General features: G+C 71.8%; 10 protein-coding genes. 6 read left to right on the top strand and 4 right to left on the bottom strand.

What is annotated here, in order from left to right; all coding sequences use genetic code 11:
- Nucleotide 1: 1 nt before the first annotated feature.
- From OG707_RS31005 to OG707_RS30980, 6 genes are all read left to right on the top strand, one after another.
- Complete coding sequence (locus tag OG707_RS31005; RefSeq protein ID WP_329124139.1) at nucleotides 2-2,572, top strand: FtsX-like permease family protein; 2,571 nt, start codon at nucleotides 2-4, stop codon at nucleotides 2,570-2,572.
- A 130-nt stretch (nucleotides 2,573-2,702) separates the two neighbouring features.
- The gene (locus tag OG707_RS31000) at nucleotides 2,703-3,812 is read left to right on the top strand and encodes a radical SAM protein (RefSeq protein ID WP_329124137.1); all 1,110 of its coding nucleotides are present in this window, start codon (nucleotides 2,703-2,705) and stop codon (nucleotides 3,810-3,812) included.
- A complete protein-coding gene (locus OG707_RS30995; protein ID WP_329124135.1) occupies nucleotides 3,809-4,831 on the top strand; it encodes a radical SAM protein in 1,023 nt (340 codons plus the stop codon). The genes OG707_RS31000 and OG707_RS30995 overlap by 4 nt, the downstream gene beginning before the upstream one ends.
- Nucleotides 4,828-5,523, top strand: coding sequence for an iron-containing redox enzyme family protein (locus OG707_RS30990; protein ID WP_329124133.1), 696 nt, complete (start codon nucleotides 4,828-4,830; stop codon nucleotides 5,521-5,523). The genes OG707_RS30995 and OG707_RS30990 overlap by 4 nt, the downstream gene beginning before the upstream one ends.
- Before the next feature lie 65 nt (nucleotides 5,524-5,588).
- Nucleotides 5,589-5,786 carry an aroma-sacti cluster domain-containing protein gene (locus OG707_RS30985; protein ID WP_329124132.1) on the top strand — a complete coding sequence of 66 codons (198 nt, stop codon included), beginning with the start codon at nucleotides 5,589-5,591 and terminating at the stop codon, nucleotides 5,784-5,786.
- A gap of 91 nt (nucleotides 5,787-5,877) precedes the next feature.
- Nucleotides 5,878-7,806: an AfsR/SARP family transcriptional regulator gene (locus OG707_RS30980; protein WP_329124130.1), complete on the top strand. Its 1,929-nt coding sequence runs from the start codon at nucleotides 5,878-5,880 to the stop codon at nucleotides 7,804-7,806.
- A 21-nt stretch (nucleotides 7,807-7,827) separates the two neighbouring features.
- Here OG707_RS30980 and OG707_RS30975 read toward each other — a convergent pair whose 3' ends face one another.
- The 4 genes from OG707_RS30975 to OG707_RS30960 are packed head-to-tail and all read right to left on the bottom strand — an operon-like array spanning nucleotide 7,828 to nucleotide 12,613.
- Nucleotides 7,828-8,418 (bottom strand): GAF domain-containing protein, encoded by a 591-nt coding sequence (locus OG707_RS30975; RefSeq protein WP_329124129.1) that lies wholly within the window; start codon nucleotides 8,416-8,418, stop codon nucleotides 7,828-7,830.
- A complete protein-coding gene (locus OG707_RS30970) occupies nucleotides 8,415-9,263 on the bottom strand; it encodes a S8 family peptidase (protein ID WP_329124128.1) in 849 nt (282 codons plus the stop codon). Before OG707_RS30970 ends, OG707_RS30975 begins: the two co-directional genes overlap by 4 nt.
- Nucleotides 9,247-12,345: an adenylate/guanylate cyclase domain-containing protein gene (locus tag OG707_RS30965; RefSeq protein ID WP_329124127.1), complete on the bottom strand. Its 3,099-nt coding sequence runs from the start codon at nucleotides 12,343-12,345 to the stop codon at nucleotides 9,247-9,249. Before OG707_RS30965 ends, OG707_RS30970 begins: the two co-directional genes overlap by 17 nt.
- A 31-nt stretch (nucleotides 12,346-12,376) precedes the next feature.
- On the bottom strand, nucleotides 12,377-12,613 hold the full coding sequence (locus OG707_RS30960) for an aroma-sacti cluster domain-containing protein (RefSeq protein ID WP_329124126.1): 237 nt from the start codon (nucleotides 12,611-12,613) through the stop codon (nucleotides 12,377-12,379).
- Nucleotides 12,614-12,617: the final 4 nt, after the last annotated feature.

Raw genomic sequence — 12,617 nt, 5'->3', positions numbered from 1 at the left:
GGTGCTGAGGCTGGCCGTCGGCGGGGCGCGCCACCACCGGGTCGGGTTCTTCGGCGCGGTGTGCGCGTCGGCGCTCGCCGCGATGCTGATCGCGGCGTGCGCGGTCCTGGTGGAGTCGGGGCTGCGGGCGGTGCCGGGCACGGACCGGTTCGGGGCGAGCGCCGCCGTCGTACGGATGGATCCGGATCTGACCGTACGCACGGGATCCGGGCAGAACGTCGACTACGAGAAGTATCCGCTGGACCAGCCACCCCTGTTGAGCGCGCAGGCCGTCGCGCAGGTGGGGCGGGTCAAGGGCGTGGGGCGGGTCGTCGCCGACACGCCCTTCTACGCGCAGGCGGTGGCCAAGGACGGTACGCCGATCGCCGGTCCCGACGACGGCGGGACCCAGGGGCACGGGTGGGAGGCGGCAGCGCTGACGCCCTTCGCACTGAGCGCGGGCAAGGCGCCGGCGGCCGACGACGAGGTGGTCGTCGACGCGGATGTGGCGGCGCGCGGCGGATTGCGGGTCGGGGACGCGGTGCGTGTGGTGACCGGGCGGGGGACCCTGGAATTCCGGGTCTCCGGGATCGCGGCGCCCGCCGGACGCCCGGGGCTGCCCGACCAGTCGGCCCTGTTCTTCACCGGTACGAGGGCCGCGCAGCTCTCCGGATCGGACGGCCGGGCGGCCGCCGTCGGAGTGTTCCCCGCCGACGGCGTGAGCGCGTCGGCGCTGCGCGACACCCTGTCGAAGGACCTCGGGGTGAAGGGCGCCCAGGTGCTGACCGGCGACAAGCGCGCGAAGGCGGGCGCGCCGGACACTACCGATCAACTCTCCTCCGCCACCCTTCTGTTCGGGCCGATGGCCGGGATCGGCGGCTTTCTCGCGGTGTTCGTCCTGGGCGGCACGATCGGCCTGGGCGTACTGCAGCGGACGATGGAGATCGCGATGCTGCGGGCGGCCGGTGCCACTCCGGGGCAGGTGCGGCGGCTCGTCGTCATGGAGACGCTCCTCGCGACGGTGGTCGGTCTGGTGCCCGGGTTCCTGCTCGCGGTGCCGCTGGCCCGGGTGATCCTGGGTGAGCTGCACGCGCGGGGGGTCGCGCCGGATGCGTACCACATCGTCGTCGGGCCCCTGCCGTTCCTGCTCGCGGCCGGGGCCACTGTGCTCCTCGCGGCGCTCGCCGGGTATGCGGCGGCGGTCCGGATCTCGCGGATCCGGGCGGGCGAGGCGCTGATGGAGGCGGCGGCTCCGCGCCGTGTCATGACGGTGACGCGGGGCGTGTTCGCGCTGCTGTTCCTGGGCGGCGGGATCGCGCTGTTCCTGGCGACCCAGCACATCGGAGGGGAGGTGGGGGTGGCCTTCCAGTACCTGGTCGTCATGTTGTTCATGGGCGCGGGCGCGCTCCTCGGGCCTCTTCTCACCCGTCTCCTGGAGCCGCCGCTGGGCGCCCTCGTGCAGGCGTTCGCCGGAGTGACGGGCCGGCTCGCGCACGCCAACTCGCGTGCCGCCGTGCGGCGGGTGGCCGCTACGGCTTCCGCGCTGATGCTGACCGTGGCGATGGCCTGCACGGTGCTGCTCGTCACCGGTTCCCTCAACCGGATCACGGCCGACCAGACCGAGGAGCGCACCCGCGCCGATGTGGTGCTGCTGCCGAAGGACGCGCCGGGTCTGGCTCCCGGTGTCGCCGATGCCGCGGGAAAGCTGAAGGGGGTCACGTCGCTGGCCACCACCCGCTCCACCACCTTCATCTCGTATGTGCTCGGCACCCCCGATGTGCTGCCCGCGCAGGGCGTCGACCCGTCGGCCGCCTCCGGAGTGCTCGACGTCGGCGTACGGGAAGGCGCGCTCGCCTCCCTCGCACAGGACGGAACGGCGGCGGTGAGCCGGACCCACGCCCGTGAGCGAGGGCTGAAGCTCGGCGAGACCTTCGACGGCTGGCTCGGTGACGGCACTCCTGTGAAGCTGAAAGTGGGGGCGATCTTCGACCGTCCGCTGGGGCTCGGCGACATCCTGCTCTCCCGCGACTACCTCGCCCCGCATCTGCACGACCAGCTCGACGACGCCGTACTGCTCAAGGCGGCTCCGGGTCAGGGGTCCCAACTCCTGCAGGCGGCACGGTCCTTGGCGAAGGAGAATCCCACCGTCAAGGTGACGGACGTCGCCGACTATGCGGCGGGGACCCGCACCTCGCTCGCCCAGAACACCGCGGGAACCTATCTGGTCCTCTCCGTCCTGATCATGTTCACCGCCGTGTCGGTGGTCAACGGGCTGCTCATGGGCACCGCCCAACGCACCCGGGAATTCGCCCTGTTGCGGCTGCTCGGCGCCACCAGGGGGCAAATCACCCGAATGCTGTATCTGGAAACCCTCATCGCGATTCTCATCGGCTCGGCCGTCGGCACGGCGATTGCCGTCGCAGGCCTCGCCGGGGCGAATGGCGCTTTGACCGGTTCGACGGATTTCAGCATTCCACCGGCGGGTTACGCACTGGTGCTGGCGGGAGTTGCGGCACTGGCCGCTGCGTCGACGGCCGTTCCGGCCGCGCTCGCACTGCGAAATCGTGCCGAAGGCGCCCTGCCCGCAGGGTGATTCCCTCCCCGGGCCCCGGCCGAAAACCATTACTAAAGCGTTTCTATAGATCGAACCAAGAGACGGATTCCATTATAGAAATGCATCCGGTCGAGCATCTGTCGAAGGAGGAGGATTTCTGGTGCACCTCATGGAGATTCTGCGTCACCGCCCCGTACCGGCCTCCGCCGTGTTCTTCGGCATCACGCGCAGGTGCCCGCTCCACTGCAAGCACTGTTCGACGAGTTCCATGCTCGACAGCGAGGAATACCCGGAGGAGATGTTCCGCAGGTTCGCGACCACCTTCACCACCGGGAACCGGCCCGAGTTCGTCCTGATGTCGGGCGGCGAGGCACTGCTTCGCCCCCGGCTCGTCAAGGACGTCGCGGACATCTCCCGTGCGGTGGGCGCCCGTTCGCACATCCTGTCCGGGCTGTACTTCGCGGCGAAGGACAAGAACTACGCCACCACCGGGCGCATCCCGCGCTCACTGCGGCCGGCGATCGACGCGGTGGACCACTTCTCGGCGAGCCTGGACTTCTTCCACGAGGAGGAGGTGCCGCGCAAGGCGGTCTTCCGCGTACTGAGGGAGCTCCTCGAGGAGGGCAAGCACGTCAGCCTCCAGCTGACGGGCACCGGGCCCGACGACCCGTACCTCGAAGGCCTGACCGCCGAGGTGCGCCGCGAGTTCGACGACCGGGTGCCGATGCTGGTGGCGCCCGTCAGCCCGCACGGCCGGGCGGACGCCTGGCTGCTCAAGCAGGTGCAGCTGCCGCGCACCACCGTCGATCCCGCTCCCTGCTCGGTCTCCGCCTGGCCGGTGATCGGGTTCAACGGGCAGGTCACGGCATGCGGCAACCAGGACGTGATGGACGGAAAGGTCCCTCTCCCGCCCCATCTCTACCTCGGTCACATCAACAAGGACGACTGGTCGGTCATCCGGGAGCGCTCCCTCAACAACCCGATGGTGCGCGCGATCCGGGCGACCGGACCCGAGTACCTCGCCGAGCGGTACGGGTCCGGCAAGCCCGGCTGCGCGGCCGGCGGCTACTGCGAGACGTGCTGGGTCCTGTCCAAGGACGAGGCCGTGCCGCGCGCGGTACGGGCGGCCGCAGACCGCGAGTCCGTCCGTCTTGTGGAGAAGCGTACGGAGGAACTGCTGGTGGAGGCCGGTCCGTTGACCTTCGCCAAGCAGTACGGCATCACCAGGTACGCAGAGCTCGTGACCCTCGGGGACACCTCCGCGAGGAGCCTCGTATGACCGCGCGCCTCAACCACCGTGCCATCGTCGACATCCGGCGGACCAGGGGCCGTTCGGTGCTCCTGTTCATCACCGACAGGTGCCCGGTCGGCTGCGGACACTGCTCGGTGGACTCGCGGCCCGACTCGCCGAGGATCACCGACTTCGCGCTCCTGGAGTCGATCGTGGACCGGCTCGCCGGGATCGAAGGGCTCGAGATGGCGGGGATCTCCGGGGGCGAACCGTTCGTGGAGCGGCGCGGGCTGACCCGTACCGTGCGACAGCTCTCGGAGGCCGGCAAGCACGTCGTCATCTACACCAGCGGCTTCTGGGCGCGCTCCGAGCGGGCGCCCCAGTGGATCCATGACGTGCTCGACAGATCGGCCGTGATCTATCTCAGCACCGACGCGTACCACGTGGCGGGGCAGGGACCCGAGCGGTTCGGGCACGCGGCGCGGGTGATCGCCGGGCACGAGGTGCCGATCGTCGTCCAGTGCATCGACGAGGGCGACACCCTGCAGCGCGCCGAGGAGGCCCTCACCAAGGCGCTGGGCCGCGACTGGTCCGCGTACGCCGAACTGATCCCCACCCATGGCCTCCCCCACGGGCGGGGTGCCGACCACTACAGCTTCCAGGAGCGCACACAGGGGTCCGACTTCGGTCCGTGCGACGTGGTGGACGCGACCGTGGTCCGCTACGACGGCAGGGTCACCGCCTGCTGCAACGAGTCCGTGATCATGGGGGCCGGGCCTGCCGCCCTCCGCGCGGACTGCACGACGGGCGAGGAAGTCGAGGCGGCGGTACGGGACTTCCACGCCGACCCCTTCTACCGGGCGCTGGGCTCGGTGGGACCGGGGGCCCTGACCGCGCTGCCCCGCTACAACGATCTGGCCGAGCGCCACTACAGCTCGATCTGCGGGCTGTGCTGGGCCATGACACGACGCAACAGCGAGGCCGGCGCACGGACGGACGCACCACTGCTGACCGCCATCGCCGGCATCGGACGAGACCACACGGGACGAGAGGAGCACACGGCATGACCGACCACAGCCTTGTCCTGCGCGCGAAGATCGCCCTGCTGATCCCCCATCTCGGGGCGGCCAGCCACGAGTTGTGGTCGCACCCCCGGGTGGCCGAGCTCTACCCCGAGTACCTCTGCATGCTGCACACCGCGATCCGTTCCACCGTGCCGCTCATGGAGAACGCCCTGGAGCGGTCGAAGGAAATCGCGGACCACGATCCGACGGCCGCCGCGCTCATTCCGTATCTGACCCGGCACATCAAGGAGGAGCAGGGCCATGACGAATGGCTGCGGCAGGACCTCGCGGCGATCGGGTACGACCCCGACATTCCGCTGCGCCGGCTCCCGGGGGCGGCCGTCGCGAATCTCGTGGGAGCCCAGTACTACTGGATACGGCATTTCCACCCGGTCTGTCTGCTGGGGCACATCGCGGTACTCGAAGGAAACCCCCCTTCGCGTGCGCTGGTGCCGGAACTGATGCGCCGCACCGGATATCCGCGGGAGGGTTTCCGGACACTGGAGCGGCATTCCGCGCTCGATGTGAAACACCGCGACGAACTGATGCACACCATCGACGAGTTGCCGCTCACGGAGCAGCTCGTCACGGCGATCGGCCTGAGCGCGCTCCATGCCGCCGACGCCGCCACGACTTCGCTCGGTGCCGTTGTGGCCACCGCCGGGCGAAACGTTCCGGCTCCGGCCGGGGCGTGAAACACCTGAAACCGCAATTTCGCAGTAACTCGCATCCACAGCTCGCATCCACAAAGGAGAACAGCATGTCGTTCGAGGCTCTCAAGGAACTCGCCGCTGCCGGTCACAACTTCAAGGGCGCCAACCCCGCCCAGCTGGACGCCATCTCCTCCCTCAGCCAGGAGGAGGTCTCGCTGCTGAACTCCATCAAGCAGCGCCTGGACGGCGCCGAGGACGTGGTCTCGCACAGCAACAGCCCGCTGAGCGGCGCGTTCGTCTGGTAACAGCACTTCACCGCAGGGCCCAGGCAGAAGCTGCCTGGGCCCTCCGGCGCGACCTGGAAACCCCACTTCCGGTTCAGGGGGAGACACGAGAGTGATCAGTTTCGGCATATTAGGCCCGCTCACCGCCACCGCCGGTGCGCGGCCGCTGGCGCTCGGCCCGTACAAGCAACAGCTCCTGCTGGCCTCGCTGTTGTGCGAGCCCGACGCGGTGGTCTCCGTCGACCACCTGGTGGACACCCTGTGGAGCGAGGGGCCGCCCAAGAGCGCCGCCAAGAACCTCCAGGTGTACGTGCACCATCTGCGCCGCACCCTGGAGTCGGCGGACGACGACGTCCGGATCCTGCTCCAGCGGCCGGGCTACCGCCTGACCGTGGACCCCGCGCGGGTGGACCGGGTCAACTTCGAGCAAGGCATCGACCGGGCCCGCCGGGCCACCGCCGAGAGCGATCCCGGGGTGGTCGACCGGCTGATGGCCGGGGCGATGAAGCTGTGGCGTGGACGCCCCTTCGCCGGGCTCGAAGGCGCCCAGCCGCTCGACGAGGAGGCGGACCGGCTGCACGAGCGCCGGCTCGCCGCGCTGGAGGTGTGGTTCTCGGCGCGGCTCGCGCTGGGCCGGCACCAGGAGGTGCTCGAGGAGGTGGAACCGCTCGTCGGCGCCAATCCGTACCGCGAGCAGCTGCGCGCCCACCACATGCGGGCCCTGCGCGGTCTCGGCAGACAGAGCGACGCACTGCTCGCCTACGACGAGGTGCGCCGCCTGTTCTCCCTGGAGCTCGGCCTGGAGCCGGGGACCGCACTGCGGCAGCTGCAGCAGGAGATCCTCTCCGGCTACGACGGCCGCCCCGACCCCGCGCCCGCGGACCTGCCGTCCCGCGCACAGGTCGAGTCCCGCCCGTGCGCGACCTCCCAACTGCCTCCCGGCATCAGCGACTTCACCGGGAGACTGAAGGAGTCGGCGGAGATACTGCCGGACGTGACGGCGCACTCGGTGGAGCCCGCCGTCCCCTGGCAGCTCACCGTCGTCACGGGTCGGCCGGGGGTGGGCAAGTCGTCGACGGCGATCGCGGCGGCACACGCGGCGGGAGAGATCTTCCCCGGCGGCCGGTTCCATGTGGATCTCGCGGACGAGAACGGCGCCCCGCGATCCCCCGAGGACGCCCTGGCCGATCTGCTGCGCGACCTGGGCCGTCCGGCGGAGCGCCTGCCGCGCCGGCTGGCCGACCTGGTCCGTCTCTACCGCGCCCGGCTCACCGGGCGCGGTCCCATGCTGTTCCTCCTGGACAACGCGTACGACGAGGCCCAGGTGCGTCCGCTGCTGCCGAGCGCCCCCATGTCGACCACCGTGGTGACGAGTTGCTCACGGCTCGCCGCCCTCGACGGGGCCCGGCTCGTGGAGCTGGCGCCGCTGTCGACGGCCGACTCCGTGGAGCTGCTGCGCCGCATCGTCGGCCCCGAGCGGGTCGACTCGGAGCCGGCCGCCGCGGTGGGGATCGCCAGGGCCTGTGACCGGCTGCCGCTCGCCCTGCGGATCGCGGGCGCCCAGCTCGCCGCCCGGCGGGCCTGGCCGCTGACGCGGCTCGCGGCGCAGCTGGGGGCGCCGGGGAGCCTGGACCTGTTCACGGTCGGCGATGTGGACCTGCGGGGCCGTCTGATGCGCGGGTACCAGGGGGTCGCGCCGCAGGACTGGGCGCTGATCCGGCTGCTCGGTACGTCGGCGGGGTTCACCTTCGACGACGCGGTCCGGGTGCTCGACGGCGATGTGGTGCGGGCGGGCCGTTCCCTGGACCGGCTGCACGATCTGCGGCTCTGCGACTGGCCTGCCCCGGCGGGCCCGGACGGCGCCCGGACCTTCCATGTCCCCGTGCTGGTACAGGCGTTGGCGCGGGAGCTGGCGCCCGGGCCGGTCTGGTCCGTACCGCCCGCACCGCCCGTACCGTCCATCCCGTCGATGCGCTCGCACACGGCAGCACCGGCCGACGGGTTCCTCCGCCTCCCGGTGTCCGGCCGCGCGCCGGTGTGACCCGCCACCGCGGGGCGGCCCTCAGCCGGCCGTCCGCAGCAGCTCCTCCAGAGCGCTGACCACCCGCCTGCCCGCCTCGCGCCGGTCACTGTCCAGGGACCCCAGCACCCTGGACAGGCCCAGGGTGTCGGCCGGCGCCGGGCTGCGCCGGCCGAGCTGGACCAGCCGCAGTGCCGCCGACGCCTGGTCGGCGAAGAGGGCGAGGAGGTCCATCGCGGCCAGTGGCGTGCGCAACTCCTGGCTCCGGTCGAGGACTTCGAGGACGCCGAGCGGGGTGTCGCCGTGCAGGAGCGGCGCGGCCATCAGCGACCTGGGTACGAAGAGGGTGGACTCGGCGAAGTCCCTGGCGAAGGAGGGATCGCCTTCGAGGTCCTCGACCTCCACGGACTGACGGGACTCCAGGACCCACCCCGCGATGCCGCGCCCGGCGTCCAGGCGCCGGCCGACGAGGTGTTCCTCGCCGCGGCCGGACACCGCCTCGAAGACCAGCTCGCCGCTGCTCTCGTCGACCAGGAAGATCGAACTGGCCTGGGCGTCGAAGATGGCGCGTGCCGTACGCACCACCGACTGCAGCAGCCTGCGGTGTTCGGCGTCTGGCTCGTGCACGGTCATGCAGGACCTCCGGACGTGGGGCGGCCGATGTTGGCCGAGGCGAGGAACAGCGCCTGCTTCACCTGGAACTGCGTCATGTCCGGGTGTTTGGAGAGGATGCGCGCGCACAGTCCGGCCACGTGCGGAGTGGCGAAACTGTTGCCGGTGCAGCTGCGGGTGCCACCGCCCGGCCAGGCCGCGGGGACGCGCACGCCCCGGGCGAAGAACTCGACGGGCGGGCTGGGGTTGTAGAGCAGCAGCTCCGGGTCGGGTTCGTCGTGGCTGCCCACCGAGATCACCGAGGAGAACCGCCAGGGGAAGCTCTCCACCGGCATGTTGTGCGCGGAGGCCACGATGAGACTGCGGCCGAAGTAGGCCCGGTCGGCGATCTCGTGGAGGGCCGAGGCGAACTCGCGCCGCGTGGTGGACAGACTCATGTTGATGACGTCGTAACCCTGCTCGACCGCCCACCTCATGCCCTCGATCAGCACATCGCCGCTGCCCCGGAATCCGGCGGAGAGCACCTGCACGCTGTCGATGCGGCACTGCGGGGCCATCGCCCGGATGATCGAGGCGCAGGCCGTGCCGTGCCCCCAGGAGTCGCCTCCCCTGATCTTCACCACCTCGTGGCCGCCGGAGCTTCCGTCGGCCGTCTCGCGCACCAGGTACGAGGCGCCGACCTCGCCGACCGCCGGATGGTCGGTGTCGATGCCGCTGTCGATGACACAGGCGCGCACGCCGTAGCCGGTGCCGTCGCCCCACGCCCGGTCCGCGCCCGAAGGACCGGCCCAGTCGGCGCGCATCTCGATCTCCGCGCGGTCGCGGCCGAGCAGATTCCAGGTCAGGCGGTCACTGTCCCGCTCCATCGTCCCCCCTTCCCGGATCCGCCGCGTCGAGTGCGGCGACGAGTTCTGCCGCGCGCTCCGCCCCCGTCCGGTGACCCTTGGCGGTGAAGTGCCGGTGGGCGGCCTCGGCTGCGTGACGTGCCTCGGCGGTGCGGCCGAGCGCCTCGTGGACCCGGGCCCGGTCGAGTTCGGCGGTGGCCATCGAGGTCGGCGAGTCGGTGGCGCGCGCTGCGCGCAGGGCGGCCTCCGCGTGCCGGTCGGCGCCTGCCGCGTCGCCCTCGGCCGCCGCGGCTCGCGCCCGTACGCCGTGGGCGTCGGCGGCGGCCGCGGGCTTCTCGGCGAGCCTGTCCCCCGCGAGGAGGCCGTCGGCGAGCTCGCGCGCCTCGCTGTCACCGGGGTTCAGACCGACCAGGACCCTGGCGAGGTCGGCCCTCGCGGTGACCAGGAGCTGGCGGTCGCCGAGCTCCTCCAGTCCGCCGACGACCGTACGGAGCTGCCGCTCGGCCTCCTCCCTGCGCCCCGCCAGCCGCTCGACGGTGGCGAGGAAAAGCCCCACTGCGGGCAGCGCGAAGAGGTGTCCGAGGTCGGTGAGCGTCTGTTCGGCGTCGCCGATCAGGAGGCGCGCCTCGTCGAAGCTGCCGCGCATCGCAAGGAGTACGGCCATGGGGCAGGACACCGTGGCGCGGGCCATGCGAAGCCCGGCGAGCTCTCCGAGGAAGGTCTGGCAGCGCTCCAGGGCGAGGGCCGCCGGCTCGGGTCCGAGCCACAGCGACACCGTCAACGCGCCCAGTACGCCCGCCCGTTCGAGACCGGCGTCGGCGCGGACGGCTTCGGTCAGCGCCCGCTCCAGGAAGGCGCTGGCCTCGGCGTGCAGGCTGCGGCTCTGCCGCTCCTGGCCCAGGGTCAGCCAGGCGCGGGCGAGCCCGAGTGCGTCGTCGGCCTCGGTGAACACCTCGACGGCGTCCCTGGCCGTCTCGGCCAGCGGGCCGAATCCGCCGGACGCCGGGTCCAGGTAGGCGAGTTGGAGCCGGGCCCTGGCCTCGGTCCTGCGGTCCCCCGCGCTGCGGGCGTCTGCGCGCAGCCGGCCGAGTTCGGCGACGGCGTCGGCCGCGTCCCCGGCGGCGATCCTGGCTTCGGCGAGTGCGAGGCGTACGGCGAGCGCACCGGGTTCCCCCGGCCGTACGGCGGCCAGTTCGGCGGCGCGCCGCAGCATGTCCATGGCCCAGCGGACGTCGCCGTGGGCCAGTGCCAGGGTTCCGGCGGTCCCCAGGTGTCCGGATGCCCGGTCGGCGAGGTCGCGGGTGGACTCGTCGGCGCCGCCGAGCTGACGGCGCAGCCGGTAACTCTGTTCCAGGTGGGTCCCCATCGTGTTGTGGTCGCCCGGGGAGTCGAGGGCCAGGTGTCCCGCGAAGGCCTCGTGCTGACGGGAGCGCAGCATTTTGGACATTCCGCTGTAGACCTCGTCGTGGATGAGCTGGCTGACGAACCTCCACCCGGCGGGCGCGGCCGCCTCCAGGAGCCGGCGGCGCGCCAGGTCGCGGACTGTGCGGTCGACGACATCCGGCCCCGCCTGCAGCGCAGTCGCCGAGCCGTCGTCCCCGCTCATCAGGGCCCGCAGTCCGGACGCGGAGAACTGGACCCCGATGACGGAGGCGTGCTGGAGAAGCGCGCGCTCGCCCGGTCCGAGCCGGTCGAGGCGGGCTGCGACCACGGCCCGTACGGAGGGCGGGACGTCGTCGTCGCTGCCCGACTCGCCGAACATCGCCACGATCTGCTCGACGAACAGCGGGTTGCCCTCGGATCTGCTGACGAGCCGGTCCACCACCGCGCTCCCCGCGAGGTGCGGGACGACCTCGGGCTCGTACAACCGCAGGACCAGTTCGCGGCAGTCGTCCTCGGCGAGCGGCGGCACGACCAGCGCGGTCGCGTTGAACTTGCCGCTCCCCCACTCCCGGTGCGCTTCCAGGAACTCGGTTCTGGCCACGCACATCAGCAGGACGGGCGCGCCCTGCACCCAGTCGCCGAGGTAGTCGAGCGCACGGAGCAGGTCCTCGTGCGCCCACTGCAGATCGTCGAGCACGAGGACGAGGGGCCGATCGGCGGCGAGCCGCGCGCACAGCAGCTGCAGCGCCCAGCAGGTCTCCTCGAACGAGGTCCCGGAGGATCCGCTGCGGGCGAGGCGCAGCAGTGCGGTGGCGGCGGCCGACTCGGCCTCGCCGCTGCCGAGCAGCGCGGTGGGTTCCGCGTCGCCGATCAGGATCCGCAGGAGCTCGGCGAGCGGCTGCAGTGCGCTCGTACTGCCGTACGGGACACAGCGCACGGACGCCGCGAGGGCGCCCTGCGTCCCGGCGCGCGCCACGAATTCCCCGGCCAGCCGGGACTTGCCGACCCCGGGGTCACCGAGCAGCGTCACCAGATGGCAGGACCGGTCGCGGCGCACCCGGCCGAACGCCAGGTCGAGCTGGGCGAGTTCGTCGTCGCGCCCCACGAGGAGGTCGCCGGGCCCGCCCCGGGCCGGTTCGGCGCCGCTGGGCACGGAGAGCAGCCGCCAGGCGGGGACCGGTGCGGACTTGCCCTTGACCGTCAGCGGCTCCACGGGGGTGGTGAGGGCGGTGTCCTTCAGCAGCCAGTAGGTGTCGGCTCCGACGAGTATCTGCCCTTCGGGGGCGTGCTGTTCGAGCCGGGCGGCGACATTGACGGTCTCCCCGGAGACCAGGGTGTGCCCGGCCTCCGGATCCCCTGAAGTGACCACCTCACCGGTGTGGACGCCGATGCGCACTGCAATCCGTACACCGACGTCCTCACCGAGCTCCGCCCCGAAGTCGTCGACGGCCGCCAGGATGTCGAGGGCCGCGCGGGCCGCGCGCAGCGCGTCGTCCTCGTGCACGACGGGCACCCCGAAGACCGCCATCACGGCATCGCCGATGAACTTCTCCACGGTGCCGCCGTGGCGCTCCAGGCACTCCCGCAGCCGTGCGTAGTACCGCAGCATGACGTGGCGCAGCGCCTCCGGGTCCAGCCGTTCGCTGAGCGCGGTGGAACCGGCCATGTCGCAGAAGACCACCGTGACGGTCCTGCGGCTCTCCGCGCCCGACCAGTCCACTTCGCCTCCATCCCTCCTGTGTCCGGTCCGGTCAGAACAGCACGCCGCCGATGATGGGCTCGACGCTGTGTGCCTCGACCTCCGAAGTGATGTCCGTCAGGCGGGACTTGAGGCCGAGAAGGATCGTGACCTCCTCGGGGGTGAGCTGTGCGAGCGACACGACGTCCTCGACGTCGAGCCCCTCGTCGGGGAATCCGCCGGCGCGCAGCGCGGCCAGCGGGTCGAACTCGCCGTCGGGGGACGGGAGTTCGTGCTCGGGTACGTCCATGGGT

The organism is Streptomyces sp. NBC_01465, from assembly GCF_036227325.1.
GTDB lineage: Bacteria > Actinomycetota > Actinomycetes > Streptomycetales > Streptomycetaceae > Streptomyces.
Note: the sequence above shows the minus strand (reverse complement) of the source record. Positions and strands in the feature narration are given on the sequence as shown.

Excerpts from the sequence above, each read along its gene's own strand:
- OG707_RS30970 (WP_329124128.1), bottom strand. The coding sequence starts at position 9,263 with ATGGAGCGGGACAGTGACCGCCTGACCTGGAATCTGCTCGGCCGCGAC.
- OG707_RS30985 (WP_329124132.1), top strand. The coding sequence starts at position 5,589 with ATGTCGTTCGAGGCTCTCAAGGAACTCGCCGCTGCCGGTCACAACTTC.
- OG707_RS30990 (WP_329124133.1), top strand. The coding sequence starts at position 4,828 with ATGACCGACCACAGCCTTGTCCTGCGCGCGAAGATCGCCCTGCTGATC.
- OG707_RS30975 (WP_329124129.1), bottom strand. The coding sequence starts at position 8,418 with ATGACCGTGCACGAGCCAGACGCCGAACACCGCAGGCTGCTGCAGTCG.
- OG707_RS30960 (WP_329124126.1), bottom strand. The coding sequence starts at position 12,613 with ATGGACGTACCCGAGCACGAACTCCCGTCCCCCGACGGCGAGTTCGAC.
- OG707_RS31000 (WP_329124137.1), top strand. The coding sequence starts at position 2,703 with ATGGAGATTCTGCGTCACCGCCCCGTACCGGCCTCCGCCGTGTTCTTC.
- OG707_RS30995 (WP_329124135.1), top strand. The coding sequence starts at position 3,809 with ATGACCGCGCGCCTCAACCACCGTGCCATCGTCGACATCCGGCGGACC.